The sequence below is a fragment of the Marinobacter sp. genome (genome assembly GCF_041687235.1).
GTDB lineage: Bacteria > Pseudomonadota > Gammaproteobacteria > Pseudomonadales > Oleiphilaceae > Marinobacter.
Genome location: NZ_JAWLCH010000001.1, coordinates 445,839 through 460,992, shown reverse-complemented (window position 1 = coordinate 460,992; position 15,154 = coordinate 445,839). Strand labels below are relative to the sequence as shown.

Here is a 15,154-nt window from a genome sequence, read left to right as displayed (position 1 = left end):
TTAAAGCCTTGTGACAGACCTACCTCAGTGGTCCGCCGGCTAATTCAAATCACAGCTTTACAGTCGTTCACAGCCCCGCAATTACATGACAGGGCCGATCCTGGACCGCGGCTCTCAGACTGGCTTCGTGAAAGGCCCGATGCGCAGCAGAAACTCGGAATCATGCTGCCCGCCGAAATGGGTCTCTTTCTCGAAATGCTCGTGGTAGGTGAGCTCGGCTCCCATATCACGGGCGAATGAACGGAACAGCGCCCATGAGGCTTCGTTGTCTTCGGTGATGGTCGTCTCCATGTGGGTGACGTTCTTGCATGCATCACGGCCAACGATTTCTTTCAGCATCCGCTTGGCGAGGCCCTGTCCACGACCTTTTTCGTGAACCGCCACCTGCCAGACAAACACGGTTTCGGGCTGTTGGGGAGGGATGTATCCGGAGATAAAGCCGACCAGATCGCCTTCCTTCTCCGCCGCCACGCCGGTTTCGGCAAAGTGGCTGCACTGCAACAGGTTGCAGTAAATCGAGTTGGGGTCCAGCGGCGGGCACTCTGCCACCAGCTGGTGGAGCCTGAAGCCATCATCCTTCACGGGTGTGCGAAGCGTGATGGCGGTGGTATTCGATCCTTCTGATGTCATAGCGTGATCAGTTCGTGGCAAAAAGTTAGTGTTGAATTATATAGACCACAAAATATATTTCAAGTACAGCTCAAACCCGTCTACGGCGAGGCCCCAGCTCTCTCTTTCAGAATAGACCGGATTGAAGCATTCGCCAGTGACAAAATGGTTAAATGAGTGAAGGGAAAATCACATCGTCCGCACTCAGTGAGGTGCCAGACAGAATCCGGTTCCGATAGGAAACAGCTGCGGGCGAGCCGGCCGGCCATAACCGGTCAAACTCCGGCAGCCAGGCTTCCAGTGGGAAAGATACGGGCATCAGAGAGACATGCAGGCCCTGGCGCTGAATTCCGGCAACAGGCTCAATGACGGGGCTGGAGAGGCCGATTCGGGTAATCAGCCCGCGCGGGTCCGATTGCAGGTTGCCCATCCCCGCAGAACCGTTGTTAACCACCACCCGACTCTGCTCACCCACCAGACCCGACCAGAGTACCGGCAGGCAGGTGTGGGTGCAGGCAATCACGTCCGCCCCCGATGCCAGAAACCATTCCGAGAGCTTGCTATCGTTACCCGCAGTAAACGCTTCATGGGCCAACCCCCAGCCCGCCAGGGACTCTGGATCCCCATGCACCACCAAAACCTTTAGGCCTCCAAAGATCAAGCATCGGTATCGGGGCAGTAAAGACAGTCGGCGCTGGATATCCGGGTGTTCTGAGGCAAAAGCCTGCAGTCGCTCCATGATCCGGTTCGACCGCTCCACTACCCCCTGATCGACAAAATCCGGGTAGGCGCATCCGCAGCCAGCTCCGGCACTGGGGTTCGCCAGTTCGTAGTCCACATTCCCCAGACTGACGGTATGGTCCAGAACCCGGTTATTTATGCTCCGGAACAGACTGTCGCTGGCGTTGAACCAGTTGAAGTCGCCATTGAACACCAGTTTTACCCGGTGCCCCTGAGTCTCCTCAGTCAGCGCCATCTGTTCGATTTCATCCAGCGCCCAGGGATTCCCATAAAGCCCGCCGATGATGTACAGCACATCCTCCGAGACTGGGCGTGGCTCCTGGCACAGGGACTCTGCAGAGTATCGGTACGCCAGCGGACAACTACGGCCTTCGGTCATGGCTTCAGGCCTCACCGGCAGCCAGCGAGCGCCCGGCCAGACGCCGGAGCAGCAACGGCGCAAAGAAACCGGCCGTGCAGATCAGGAAGCCGTAGGCGTTCACACCCAGCAACATGGCGTATTGGCCATCACCAATAGCCCAGCTGGACGGAATCAACCCAACTGCCAGCAAAACCCCGAGCCCCAGGCCGGTCCAGAAACTCAGATGGAAACTCCAGGGCGACCACCTGGTAAACCCATAGAACAGGAACACCGGCGCCAGCCCCATCACCATGGTGCCGGAGATGGTAGTGGCCTTGAGGATATCGGTACCGGCAAACATGGGCAGGTTGCCCAGAAACGCGAAAATGATCATCACAATCGCACCCACTCGCATGCTCGGCAGTTTGTCAGACGCGCGCTTTGCGAGCCGAGGCAGATCCACCGCCAATGACTTCGCTAAAGAGGTAAATGTGGAATCGAGGGTGGAACCGGCCGATGTCATCATCACCACGCTCATGAAGAACAACGCCGCCAGCCCCAGGGACTGACCAACTGCCGCAGGCGCATTACCCATGGCCTCGATACCGTTAAGCCGGGCGTGGACACCGACCAGACTGAAGATAAACACCGCCACAAAGCCCAACAGCCCGGCGACCACAAAGCTCTTGAGCATGGTCTTTTCTTTGTTCACAAAGCCCCGGTCGGTCAGCACCGGATCGTGGAACGGATAGCTGAACAGCTGCAGCAAAGCCACCAGCAAGAGATCAAAGCCGGCATTGAGCCGGAACTCGCCATTGGTCAGCAGGGCGCTGGTGTCGTTGGCAGGAATAATCAGGAGCAGCACCGCCCCCACGAAGAACACGAACACGAACGCCTGAATCACATCTGTGAAGATGGACGACCGCAGCCCGCCCTTCAGGCTGTAGGCCAGAGTAAACACCGTAAACAGCATCGCCGCCGCGTAATACTCCCACTCACCGGGCAGCCCGAAATAACCGCCCACCACCGCGGTATTACTCCAGACCTCGTTATAAAGCCGGATCAGAATCGCCGCCGCAAACGCCAGACTCGCCAACCGACCAAACCTCGAGGTCAGAAAATCCTGCAGACTCTTGGCCCCGGTCTGTGTTCGGATCAGGTATATGACATACCCCGCCACCGGAATCGACAGCCAGTAACTGGCATAGGCCAGACCGCCCACCACACCATAAGCCGCACCCAGGTTCGCCGCATTGGTCACTGACTTGGCAAAGATCCAACTGATAAAAATACTCGCCGTCAGCGACCACTGGCCCACCGGGTTACCCTGGTCATCGGCGCCCTTATAGAACGAATTCGCGTTCTTGCTCCTGGGCGACAGCCAGTACATCACCACGCCGTAGACCAGCAGGAATCCCCAGAACAGGGAGGCCTCTGTGAAGTTCATGTTCTCGTACCTTTGTTCTTTGTTTCTTTATTCCGGGACTGTCCCGGTGTTTTCTGGCTTGGGCGCTTGTCGGGGCAAGCCGGTAGGGGGGTCAAAAAAACGCCCGTGAACCCATCCATGGGGGGCTTGGTCGCGCCGTCCCTGGCGCTCCACATTTTTTGACCCCCCTACCGGCCTGCCCCTTGTCCAACCTGAGTTTTGGCTTCCCCGGCGAAGGAGTTAGCCATCAGCTATCCCCCTGGCTCGCTTTATCACTTTTCTGATTCTGTATTTCTTTCCCACTCAGCAACCGAATAGCAGAACCGTACCCGCGGTCTGGGTGGTGAGGATAATTTATCCGCCGGAAAAAGATGTCTGAGCGAAGCGAGTTGTTTTTCCAAGGAGAAATTATCCTCACCTCCCAGGCCGCCAACTCCCAGCTATCAGTCCTGCAATCGACAATGCCCAAGCCTAGGCAGGCGCCGAACAACTGGCCCCAAAGCGGTAACAGGAAAAACACCGGTGATGCCGCAACATAATGCGCTCATCCATGCTCTCGGCCAGCGTACCGCCGAGGTCATACTGCGGATCATCATCCACCAGCGTGCAGGCATACACCCGGACCTGGTCGCCCTTCTTCACCAGCATCCGCGTATAGGTGCACATGAAGTGAGACCGCGCCTCCTTCGTCGGATACTTCTCCATACACGTTTCAGTGATCTCCGGACTGCCGTCTTCCGAGCCGGGGGTACCCAGATCCGGAAACGCAGTAAACGCCAGGTTCTCCGGAATATTCCATTCCCGGAAGATGTCACGGAAAGCCGCCTCGACATTCGCAGGGATTTCCTCCGGATCGGTCTGGCGGGCAATGGACACCTTGAAGCCCTGTTCGATCAGCCAGTGGATACCCTCCAGAGCCTGCTCGAAGCTGCCGTCACCGCGATCCTTGTCGTGCCGGGCTCTATCGGGGAAATCCAGGCTGACCCGGAAGTGGATCGGGTAGGGGTTGTCCAGCAATGGCAGCACCTGGTGCCGGCGTTTGAGCAGCGGCTCGGTGGCGTTGGTGAGCACGAAGCAGGGCCGGTGCTGGCTGGCGTAATCTAGGATATTGACGAAATCGCGGATCACGAAGGGCTCACCACCGGTGAACGAAAACTGCTCCACGCCCATGTCGATGGCTTCGTGGATAAACGGTTTTACATCACTAAGCTTCATGCCCGGAATGCGGCCATCACCGGGATGGGAACCTTCCAGGCAGAAGGGGCAAGCCAGATTGCAGGCGGTGCCGGTGTGGATCCACAGTTCTTTCAGCTTGTCAGCGTCGATGTAGCCCCGGGGGTCACCGTTGCGGGTATGGGTCCAGCTGTCGCGGGCCCGGGGTTCCAGGACTTCCACGGCAGGAATACGTGTACTGCGGACCGGTCTGGTTTCAGTCAGGGGCATGGATGCTCCTCGGTTGATCAAAACTTGGAGCCACAGACAGGGGCGAGGCTGTTTTGTTACAGCCATCGCCCGATTTTTTTCAGCCTGTGGTCACTTCTTTCTGTTTTAGCGGCTGGTTTGCACCCTTGCCACGGCGCCAGCCATGGAGCTTCTCCAGCAGCTTCAGGATACCTTCGGGCGCATGGGCCCGTTTCCATTCACCGGCGGCGTATTTGGCCGATTCGTTCCAGGTCGGGTACGGATGAATGGTGCCCAGGATCTTGTTCAGGCCCAGACCATGCTTCATGGCCAGGGTGAACTCGGCGAGGATTTCCCCGGCGTGACTGCCAACAACAACAGCGCCCAGAATCTTGTCCTTGCCCGGCGGGGTCAGCACCTTGATAAAGCCATGATCCTCACTCTCGGCAATGGCCCGGTCCAGGTCATCCAGGCCGTAGCGGGTGACCTCGTAGGCCACGCCCTGCGCTTTCGCCTCGGCTTCACTGAGCCCCACCCGCGCCACTTCCGGGGAGGTAAAGGTCACCCACGGCATCACCCGGTAGTCCACCCTGAATCGCTTGAACTGGCCGAACAGGCCGTTTACCGCTGCGTACCAGGCCTGGTGCGCAGCCGCGTGGGTGAACTGGTATGGGCCCGCCACATCACCGCAGGCAAATACGTTCGGATAACGCAGGCTCATATCCTCTTCCACCGGCACGGTTCCGTTCGGCAGGGTATCCACGCCAATCCGGTCCAGGTTCAGGCCGGCGGTATTCGCCCGGCGACCGACAGCAACTACCACTTCGTCGAAAGGTATGCGAACCCGCTCACCGTCGTGCTCACAGTAGGCAACTTTCTCACCTTCTTCGATACGGAACTCCACCGCAGAATGTTTCAGCCGGACATCCACACCGTCTGCCTGGAACTGTTTCAGAATCAGTTCGGAGACATCCTCATCTTCCTTGGCGAGCAGGCGTTCGCCCATTTCCACCTGGGTCACTTTACTACCCAGACGGGCGAAGGCGTGGGCCAGCTCTGAGCCAATCGGGCCGCCGCCCAGCACCAGCAGGCGTTCCGGCTGCTCCTGCAGATCCCAGAGATTATCGGAAGTTAACGGCTGCATGTCTTTCAGGCCGGGAATCGGTGGAACCGCCGGTTTGCCGCCGGTGGCAACAATGATGCTGCGGGCGGTCAGGCGTTCGGTGCGGCCATCATTGTGCCGGACCTCCAGCTCCCAGGGCGAGACGAAGCTGGCTTCGCCGGCAATGCAGTCCACACCCAACTTGCGGTAACGCTCCGGGGAATCGTGGGGCTCCACTTTCGCGATAACATCCCTGACCCGGTTCATGATGTTCTTGAATGAGCCTTTAACGGGCACCGATTCCAGTCCGTAACGGTTGGCATGACGCATAGTGTCCACTGCCTTGGCACTGCGGATCAGGGCCTTGGAAGGGACGCAGCCGGTATTCAGGCAGTCGCCACCCATCTTGTGCTTTTCAATCAGCGCCACTTTGGCTTTCACTGCTGCGGCAATGTAGGCGGAGACCAGACCGGCAGAGCCACCGCCGATGACCAGCAGGTTGTAATCAAAGTGCTCTGGCTTCTGCCAGCCGGCATACACTTTGCGGCGGCGAATAAAGCCGACCACGAACTTGGCAATCAACGGGAACAGACCCAACAGGGCAAAGGACAGAAGCAGATCGGCGGAGACGATGTCGCCGGTAGACTGGATCTGGCCCAGCTGGGTACCGGCGTTCACATAAACAAAGGTGCCGGGCAGCATGGCAATCCAACTCACCAGGGCATAGGTGCGCAGCTTCATGGCCGTCAAGCCCATGGCCAGGTTGATCAGGAAGAAGGGGAACACCGGTACCAGGCGCAGGGTTGCAAGGTAGAAAGCACCGTCTTTTTCAATGCCCCGGTCCATTTTGGCCACCGTCTCCCCGTACCGCCTGCGCAGAGTATCCCGCATCAGGAACCGGGCCACGAGGAACGCCAGGGATGCGCCGATCGTTGAGGCAATGGAGACGGCTGCCAGACCATAAAGATTGCCGAAAAAGGCACCACCGGCCAGCGTCATGATGGTAGCGCCCGGCAGCGAAAGCGCCGTCACCACGACATAAATCGCGGCATAGCCACCCACCGCCAGGACCAGATTCTGGTCAATCCATTGCCCGATGGACGCTTGATGGGACTGCAGGTTTTCCAGGGTGAGAAGTTTATGGCCGTCGAAACCGAGGAAAGCTCCCACGATGGCGGCAATAATCAGAATGAGTAAAAGCTTGTTGCGATTCATATCCATGCCTGTGTGTAGTGTATAAACCAATACGCTGTTATAGCCAAGACACGATCACCTGCTGGATGTTACATCGCTCCTGAACTAAAATTCTTGAACAATTGCTACAGAATACCGGAACTTTTATCGATTCCGAAACACAATACAGAGACAGCCAGCCAATCGAGACTGACAAGGGACGGAAACCCCATGAACAGTGCGGTACAACCGGAATCTGAAGCATCACTGATCGAAGAGCTCAAACGGGGCGATCCAGTCGCCTATCAGAAGGCAGTGCGCGAGTACTCGCCCGGCATGCTGGCTGTTGCCCGATTTTACCTTGACCACTCAAGCGCCGAAGAGATCGTCCAGGACTGCTGGGTGACGGTGATTGATGCTGTCCAGAAGTTCGAGGGCCGCTCTGGTCTAAAGACCTGGCTGCACCGCATTGTCGCCAATCGCTGCAAGAACCGGCTTCGTACGGCCAACCGGGAAGTGGCAACGGATTTCTCCGAGACCCTGGAGCCAGAACTGGCTAACCGCTTCAATTCTACAGGACGCTGGAATCTGCCACCCAAGCTGCAATTCCATGAGTCCGCGGACACCCTGATGGAAAATGGCGCCCTCAGCGATTGCCTGGACAAGCACCTCTCTGCGCTGCCGGAAACCCAGCGTTCTGCCCTGATGCTTTACGTAGCTCACCAGCATAAATCCGATGACGTCTGTAACATTCTGGATGTCAGCGCCTCTAACCTTCGTGTACTTTTACACCGTGCGAGGCAAAAGATCTTTCTCATGGTGGAGACTTTCCAGGAGACGGGCGAATGCTGATGTGCAAGGATCTGGCCGTCATTGCCAGTGATTACATTGATGGCGAACTGCCTGTTCTCCAGAACATGTCAGTCAGGATGCACCTGATGATGTGCAGGCACTGCCGGACGTTCATCGGAAACCTTCGCGCGAGCACCAACCTCTTGCAAGCGCATTCCTCCGGGCAGCCAGACGAAGAGCTTATCCGCAAGATTGACGAACGCGTGGCCAGGGCGCTAAAAGAAAGGCCCCGCAACCCTACGAAACGAGATCCTTAGTGACATTCCGAACTTCACCAACGTTCAGCCAACGGTCCAGATCAGCGAAGTGATCGAATAATCCTCAAACTCGGACTGATACGCCGAACATCAAGGATTTCCTATGGCCGCTAACATCCCGCAAGATAGAAGAGCCGCCATCACCGCTGCCCTGGCAGGCGGCTGGGTCGCCGACGCCGCAAGCCTGGGTCTGCACTGGCTCTATAGCAGCGAACGCATCGCGGAGGTCGGTGGCCAGACACCCGAGTTCCTGCCTCCACGGGCCGACTACTACACCAGGGGATTTGGCTATTTTGCCCATGAGGGCAAACAGGTTGGTGATGTGAGTCACTACGGCGCCGCAACCGGTGTGCTCACGGATAGTCTGTTGGCCAACAACGGCAGTCTGAACATCCGCGACTACCAGCGGCGGTTCCGTTCTTTTTTTGGACCCGGCGGACGCTGGCAGGGCTTCATAGATAACCCGACGCGGATCACACTTGAGAATTTCAATGCGATCGAGCGCAGGGCGGTCGAAGAAGCACAATCCAGCATGCCGGATGGTCTTACCGACAAGCAGAAGCGGGTGCTGGTACAAAAGGTGATGCCCTACACCCGCCGGCTGAGTGGCGACCAACTGGCCCAACCGGTACGCGAGGCCATCAGCCTCACCTATAAAGAAGCGGAAGTTCAGGATGCCGGTGTCCACCTGGCAGAAACCATTGACCGCCATATGGTGCGGGAAAGCGGCGCCGACGACATGCAGCTGCCGGCGGTGTCCAAACTGCCGCCACTGGTGGCCTCCCATTACGGAACCAGCAACCTCCTGGAAGTCGTGGAATCGGCGGTGCGGGTAACCAACCACAACGACGATGCCGTCGCCTGGGCGAAGTGCGCAGCGGTACTTCTGGACAGGCTATTCAGGGGCGAGAGTCTTGCTAGTGCAATGAATGAGGCCATTACCGAAGCACCGGATCAGGAGTCCCTCAAGCGCGCCCTGGAAGCCTCGAAGCTGAGCGGCGTTGCTGCCGGTGACACTTTTGGCCGCACCTGCTACCTGCAGGAAGCCATGCCGGTCAGCTTCCACATTCTGAACACCGCCCGGAGCTACACCGAAGCCATTCGCGCCAACATTCATTGTGGCGGTGACTCTTGCGGCCGCGCCTGGATCATTGGGCCCGCCATGGCAGCTATGCACGGCGTTGGCGGTGAGACCGGTATTCCCCTGAGCTGGCTGGCCCGGGTAACCGATGCCGCGACTGTCTATCGGGATATTGAATCCCTTTTGAGCGCCTGAGCATTCGAAACAGCAATCAAACCCGCTCATCCAGCTGCAGCCATCGGGAGAGCCGTGAGTGCGGGCGCCGCTTCAGGTACAGGGGCAATGTACTCATCACCAACAATACCGTGGCGGCAGCCACAACGGTCAGAATGGGATTCAGCTCGAAGGTATGGCCCAGGCCTGCAAACACAAAGGTCATGGGCAGCATGCCCAGGGCAGTGGCCAGGGCGTAACGCCACAGATGGATGGCCGTCACGCCAGCGGCATAGCTGATCAGGGCAAACGAGAACAGGGGAATGAGCCGGGTCAGGAAAACCGCAATGAACAGGAAGCGCTGCGAACCGCGAGCCGAGAATATCGGGTTATTTTCAAGCTTCTGCTGAACGGCATCTCGCCCCAGCACCCGCGCGAGATAGAACGCAATCAAAGAACCGGCCAGGGCTCCAATCACCGCGATCATGGTTCCGTTGAACATGCCGTACACCAGGCCGGAAGCGGCACTGATCGGTAAAGTGGGTATCGGCCCAACCACGACGGCCAGAATCATCAGGAGCATCAGTAATACCGGTCCAAGTGCACCCTGGCTGGAAAACCAGTCGGACAACACCGACGGCGCAAAGCTGGCAGGCATGCCCAGTTGCCGCAGCAACAGCCAGATCGCCGCCATCAGCAGCGCGACAGTGGCCAGGAAGGAGAGACGGAAAACCAACTGCGAACGGGTCATGTGGCTATTCTACGCGCTATCCCCGAAACAGTAAGTATTGCCGGTGCCCGAGGAAAACCAAAAGGGCCGAATGCCATACCGGCATTCGGCCCCTGGAACCGCACTAAGTCAAGGCTGATTTCTGATCAGTGCCAAGGGATGGCAATCAACGCCAGCCTGCCCGATCAAAGATTTTGACCGCTTCCGGGTTGTTGGTTCCCAGCACGTTGACATTGATGTCATCAATATTCAGGTTACCCCAGGAATCCAGTACCGGGTTTTTCAGTACACCCTCTACCGCCGGGAACTCGTGGTTGCTTTCAGCGAAAATCTGCTGAGCGGTGTCGGAGGCCAGGAATTCCAGGAACCGGACAGCGTTGTCTTTGTTGGGCGCCGTTGCGACCACACCGGCACCACCGATATTGGCGTGAACACCCCGACCGTCCTGGTTCGGGAAGATAATGCCAACGTCACGCGCCACATCACGGTCCGCAACATCGTCGGAGTTCAGCAGGCGGGCATAGTAGTAATGGTTGCCAACGGCCAGGTTACATTCGCCGGCGGCGACTGCGCGAATCTGGTCGGTATCGCCACCCTGGGGATCACGGGCCATGTTGTCGACAACACCCTGGGCCCACTCTTGTGCACCGTCTTCGCCGTGGTACTCAACCAGGCTGGCCAGCAGCGACTGGTTGTAGATGTTGCTGGAAGAGCGGATGCAGATCTCGCCCTTGAACTCGGGCTTTGCCAGATCTTCGTACTGACTGATCCGGGACGGATCGAAATCAGAGCGATCGTAGTAAATTACGCGCAGACGCTGGCTGAAGCCGAACCAGTGCCCTTCCGGATGGCGCAGAGAATCCGGCAAACGGCTATTCAGCGTTTCCGAGTCCACCGGCTGGAAAATGCCCTCCTGGTCCGCACGCCAGAGATTGCCCGCATCGACCGTGATCAAAATATCTGCCGGGCTGGCGACACCCTCACGCTTGATCCGCTGGATCAATGCGTCGGACTTGCCTTCGATCAGGTTCACTTTGATGCCGGTTTCCTCTGTGAAAGCGTTGTAAATGGCCTGATCGGAATCGTAGTGCCGTGCGGAGTACAGGTTCACTTCACTCGCAGATACACTGGTCGCGGCCAGGGTTGTTGCCAGTATAGAAGCCGCCAATTTCACTTTGTGAGATACCACGGGATCAATCTCCTTGGTTGTTGAGCGTTATTAATGGTGATAACGATTTGTATTTACCAGTGATTAGAACCAACCTTGGTGAATAAGTCAATAAATAGGAATCAGTCGCTTTTACGTATTCAATACACAATCAGACGCAACAAGATTACAATCGGAATTCCACTGGAGTTTGTACCGGAAGGTTGGATCGGCAAAATGAGCATTTATCAGCAAAGCCCCGCCTACAATGACCAACTCGAGAACGGTCTGTCAGGCCCCTCTCTCATGCTTGACCGTGTGCATTGCCAATTCCACGGCGATAGCGTTGTCAGGGACATCAACCTGCACCTGGAGGCCGGTGAGGTAGTGTGCCTGCTTGGACCTTCGGGCTGTGGCAAAACGACCCTGCTACGCATCGCAGCTGGGCTTCAGACGCCTTCCAGTGGCAAGGTATTTCTGGGCCGATCGCTGGTCTCGGCACCCGGTGGCGTCCAGGTGCCCCCGGAAAAACGCAACGTCGGCCTGGCATTCCAGGAGTCTGCGCTTTTCCCACACCTGACCGTGCTCGAAAATGTCTGTTTTGGCATCAGTGCTCTGCCCAAAAAGCAGAAACAATCGAGGGCACTGGATCTGTTGGAACGCCTGGGCATGGCCGACTCCGCCGATGTCTACCCACACACCCTGTCAGGTGGTCAGCAGCAACGGGTAGCCCTTGCCAGAGCCCTCGCCCCATCACCAAGGGTCATGTTGCTGGATGAGCCTTTTTCCAGTCTTGACGCGCGTCTGCGTGATCAAATCCGCGACGACACACTGCATGTGCTCAAGGAGCTGAACACGGCGACTTTGCTGGTCACTCATGATCCCGAGGAAGCCATGTTCATGGCGGATCGCATCGCCTTGATGCGAAAAGGTGAGATTGTGCAGACAGGCACCCCCACAGACCTCTATTGCAACCCTGCCGAGCCATTCGTGGTCAACTTTTTCGGTCAGGTGAACGAACACCAGGGCATCGTGCATGGTGGCCTGGTAGCAACACCACTCGGCCGGCTGGACGCCTCACGATTCAGCGAAGGCAGTACTGTAAGGGTTCTGATACGCCCTGAGGCCGTCAAAGTGACGTTGCTGGAAGGCAAAGCGGGGGACGATCGCACCAGCCATGTTCTGATGTCGCGCCTGCTGGGACCCACCAGCCTGTTGCACATTTGCGCCCACGGACCGGATGGTCAGGAGATGCATCTGCATGCCAAGGTGCCAGGGGTGTTCCTGCCAGAGGAAGGCCAGGCGGTGTCGCTTGAACTGGATATGTCCCAGGTCTTCCTGTTCGAGGCGTAAACCGGAAATTAACCGCGATCGCTCCCCGGACGGGAGCGGCGCATCGCCAGGCTGAGAATGACCACCGGAATGATGCCCACCACAACAATGGCCAGAGAGGACATGGCGGATTCCGCCAATCGTTCGTCGGAAGCCAGACTGTAGGCGCGGACCGCCAGCGTATCAAAGTTGAACGGCCTGAGTATGATGGTGGCCGGTAACTCCTTCATGACATCCACGAACACCAGAATACCAGCCGCCAACAGACTGCTACGCATGATGGGCGTGTGCACCTTGCGCAGGGTGCCACCGGCCGTTTGTCCAAGGGTTCGGGCCGCTGCATCCATCGAAGGCGTTACTTTCCCCAGGCTCGCCTCAACGGTGTTGAACGACACCGCCAGAAAACGCACGGTGTAGGCATAGATCAGGACAAAGGCACTGCCACTGAGCACCAATCCCACCATGAAACCAAAGTTGTCCCGAAGAAAAAGGTTTAGCTGCTGGTCCAGCCAGGCCAGGGGGATCATGATGCCCACCGCAATAACCGAACCCGGGATGGCATAACCCATGGCCGCGACCCGGTTCGCACCCCTCACCCAGGAGCTGGGATTCAGGCGCGCGCCATAACTCAGCATCACGGCAAGAACAACGGCAACCAGCGCCGCGCCCGACGCAAGGATGAGGCTATTGAACGCAAATTCCAGAAAACGGGTACCGAAAAGCGCATCTCCGGTCGTAATCGCCATCTCCAGAAGAATCAGGGCAGGAACAATGAAACCGATAAGAATGGGCAGGAAACAGACCGCAAAGGCCAGCGCAGACTGCCCTGAATTGAGCGAATACTCCGGCAAGGCCTGGTAGCGCGCCGAACTATGGTATTGCTTGCCGCCACGGGACACTCTTTCCAGAACCACAACCAGAACCACGAACACAAGCAGACAAGCCGCCAGCTGGGCCGCCGCGACCGGCTCCCCCAGACCAAACCAGGTTCGGTAAATACCGGTGGTAAAGGTATCCACACCAAAGAACTGGACAGCGCCAAACTCGTTCAGTGTTTCCATCAATACCAGCGAGACTCCGCCGATGATCGCCGGTCGGGATAGCGGCAGGGCAATGCGCTTGAACATCCGCCACGGCCCCAGGCCAAGGGTACGCCCGACGTCCAGTGCGCTGACCGACTGCTCCATGAAAGACGCACGGGCAAGCAGGTAAACATAGGGGTAGAGCACCATGGTTATCAGCAGGGACGCGCCACCCAGTGACCGCACATCCGGGAAGTAGTAGTCGCCATACTGCCAGCCGAACCAGTCACGCAGAGTGCTCTGCAAGGGCCCCGCGAACTGCAGGAAATCCGTGTAGGCATAGGCAATCACATAGGTTGGTACTGCAAGAGGCAACAAAAGCGCCCACTCGAACAGGCGTCTGCCGGGAAACCGGCACATCACCACCAGCCAGGCGCAGGCAGTGCCGATCAAGGTGGTACCGACAGCCACCGAAAGGCTCAGGACCACGGTGTTGCTCAGATATCTTCCAAGCACTGTGCTGACCAGATGTTGCCAGACATCACCGGAGGGAAAAAACACGTGAGCAAGGATGACCAGAACCGGCAAGGCCACCAGCAACGCGATCAGGAAGGTGCTGGCAGCCCAGGCGCTGGGCCAACGTGCACGATAACGGCCCGGAGCCACTTCGTCACTGGACGCGGGCAACCCGTTTGTCTGTGGTGTGGTGTGTTCAGCCATAAAGCCTATACAGGGCGGGTGGGGGACCGAAGTATAAGGGATACGTCAGCGTAATGAAAAATGGTCATCAGGAAACTACGGACCTGATCCCACCAATTCTGCACCTGTAAGCAAAAAATGGGGCAAGGCACTTGCCCGTAACGAGCTCGCGTCAGTTAACTGGCCAACCGGTTAACCTGCTCCACGAACGCGGTTGGCAGGGTATCGATCACCGGCCGGGCATCCCCGCATACATCCGGATTCGGAGTGTCCGGCTCTTTTGCCAGCACCACCGGAGACTCCGACCAGTGCAGCAGCTCCAGCCTGCCGTTCTCCTGCTCCACCAGGGCCGTACAGTGCTCCACCCAGTCGCCGTCGTTGCAGTAAAGCCCGTCTTCGCTGCGCAGGAAACCGGCGGAGTGTATGTGGCCACAGATAAAGCCGTCGTAGTTGCCCTTTTCGGCAACGGTCAGGGCTGCCAGCTCGAACCGGCGAATGAAGGTGCGGGCTTTGCCAATGCGGCTTTTCACCCAGGCTGCCAGCGACCAGTAAGGCTTGCCCTTGAGCCGACGCCAGGCGTTGAACCAGCGGTTCAGGCGCAGCAGGAGCCCGTGGGCACGATCCCCCACCAGAAGCATCAGGGGGCTGCAACGCACCACCTGATCGAACTGGTCACCATGACAGACCATGAACCGACGACCGTCAGCCGTGGTGTGCACGGCCTTGTATTGAAGCTCAATGCCGGCAATGGTCTGGCCGCAGAACCGGCGCAGGAAATCGTCGTGGTTACCGGGCACGTAGATCACCCGGGTTCCGCTGGCCGCCAGCTCGATCAGTTTGTGAATAACGGCCTGATGGGAATCCGGGAAGTGCACCCGTCGCTGCATCGCGATCAGGTCGATGATGTCACCCACCAGATAGAGGGTTTCGCAGCGGACATGGCCCAGGAAGTCCAGCAGATACTCCGCCTGGCAGTCTGCCGTGCCCAGGTGTACATCGGAAATGAAAACGCTCCGGTAGTTCCGCATGTCGTCTCCCGTCTCTCAACCAGTCCGGATGCTGACACCTTGGCAAGACCGGGTGACGGGG

Annotated in this window: 13 protein-coding genes; 4 read left to right on the top strand and 9 right to left on the bottom strand. The window is 58.0% G+C overall.

The features are described 5' to 3' along the window. Positions 1–114: 114 nt before the first annotated feature. The 5 genes from ectA to ACESMK_RS01935 form a co-directional block, all read right to left on the bottom strand. Entirely contained in the window at positions 115–630 is a 516-nt protein-coding gene (ectA, locus tag ACESMK_RS01955; RefSeq protein ID WP_372994727.1) for a diaminobutyrate acetyltransferase, read from the bottom strand. 148 nt (positions 631–778) lie between these two features. Next, positions 779–1,729: a hypothetical protein gene (locus ACESMK_RS01950; RefSeq protein ID WP_372994725.1), complete on the bottom strand. Its 951-nt coding sequence runs from the start codon at positions 1,727–1,729 to the stop codon at positions 779–781. A gap of 4 nt (positions 1,730–1,733) precedes the next feature. Continuing rightward, the gene (locus ACESMK_RS01945; RefSeq protein WP_372994723.1) at positions 1,734–3,137 is read right to left on the bottom strand and encodes a sodium:solute symporter family transporter; all 1,404 of its coding nucleotides are present in this window, start codon (positions 3,135–3,137) and stop codon (positions 1,734–1,736) included. Between the two features lie 450 nt (positions 3,138–3,587). Beyond that, a complete protein-coding gene (locus tag ACESMK_RS01940; RefSeq protein WP_372994721.1) occupies positions 3,588–4,559 on the bottom strand; it encodes a radical SAM protein in 972 nt (323 codons plus the stop codon). 79 nt (positions 4,560–4,638) lie between these two features. After that, positions 4,639–6,834, bottom strand: coding sequence for an FAD-dependent oxidoreductase (locus tag ACESMK_RS01935; RefSeq protein WP_372994719.1), 2,196 nt, complete (start codon positions 6,832–6,834; stop codon positions 4,639–4,641). Positions 6,835–7,023: 189 nt separating this feature from the next. Between ACESMK_RS01935 and ACESMK_RS01930 the strand changes: the two genes are divergently transcribed. The 3 genes from ACESMK_RS01930 (at position 7,024) to ACESMK_RS01920 (ending at position 9,177) form a co-directional block, all read left to right on the top strand. Beyond that, entirely contained in the window at positions 7,024–7,644 is a 621-nt protein-coding gene (locus ACESMK_RS01930; protein WP_372994717.1) for an RNA polymerase sigma factor, read from the top strand. Next, positions 7,638–7,901 carry an anti-sigma factor family protein gene (locus tag ACESMK_RS01925; RefSeq protein WP_372994715.1) on the top strand — a complete coding sequence of 88 codons (264 nt, stop codon included), beginning with the start codon at positions 7,638–7,640 and terminating at the stop codon, positions 7,899–7,901. The genes ACESMK_RS01930 and ACESMK_RS01925 overlap by 7 nt, the downstream gene beginning before the upstream one ends. A 103-nt stretch (positions 7,902–8,004) precedes the next feature. Next, positions 8,005–9,177: an ADP-ribosylglycohydrolase family protein gene (locus ACESMK_RS01920; protein WP_372994713.1), complete on the top strand. Its 1,173-nt coding sequence runs from the start codon at positions 8,005–8,007 to the stop codon at positions 9,175–9,177. A gap of 16 nt (positions 9,178–9,193) precedes the next feature. On the opposite strand, the gene ACESMK_RS01915 is transcribed toward ACESMK_RS01920, so the two are convergent. After that, positions 9,194–9,886 (bottom strand): TVP38/TMEM64 family protein, encoded by a 693-nt coding sequence (locus tag ACESMK_RS01915; RefSeq protein WP_372994711.1) that lies wholly within the window; start codon positions 9,884–9,886, stop codon positions 9,194–9,196. Positions 9,887–10,031: 145 nt separating this feature from the next. Further along, on the bottom strand, positions 10,032–11,054 hold the full coding sequence (locus ACESMK_RS01910) for a Fe(3+) ABC transporter substrate-binding protein (RefSeq protein WP_372994709.1): 1,023 nt from the start codon (positions 11,052–11,054) through the stop codon (positions 10,032–10,034). A gap of 195 nt (positions 11,055–11,249) precedes the next feature. Between ACESMK_RS01910 and ACESMK_RS01905 the strand changes: the two genes are divergently transcribed. Then, on the top strand, positions 11,250–12,365 hold the full coding sequence (locus ACESMK_RS01905) for an ABC transporter ATP-binding protein (protein ID WP_372994707.1): 1,116 nt from the start codon (positions 11,250–11,252) through the stop codon (positions 12,363–12,365). A gap of 8 nt (positions 12,366–12,373) precedes the next feature. On the opposite strand, the gene ACESMK_RS01900 is transcribed toward ACESMK_RS01905, so the two are convergent. Together ACESMK_RS01900 and ACESMK_RS01895 are read right to left on the bottom strand one after the other, a co-directional pair. Next, positions 12,374–14,086, bottom strand: a complete 1,713-nt coding sequence (locus tag ACESMK_RS01900) for an ABC transporter permease (protein ID WP_372994705.1) — start codon at positions 14,084–14,086, stop codon at positions 12,374–12,376. Positions 14,087–14,241: 155 nt separating this feature from the next. Continuing rightward, positions 14,242–15,093: a UDP-2,3-diacylglucosamine diphosphatase gene (locus tag ACESMK_RS01895; RefSeq protein ID WP_372994703.1), complete on the bottom strand. Its 852-nt coding sequence runs from the start codon at positions 15,091–15,093 to the stop codon at positions 14,242–14,244. Positions 15,094–15,154: the final 61 nt, after the last annotated feature.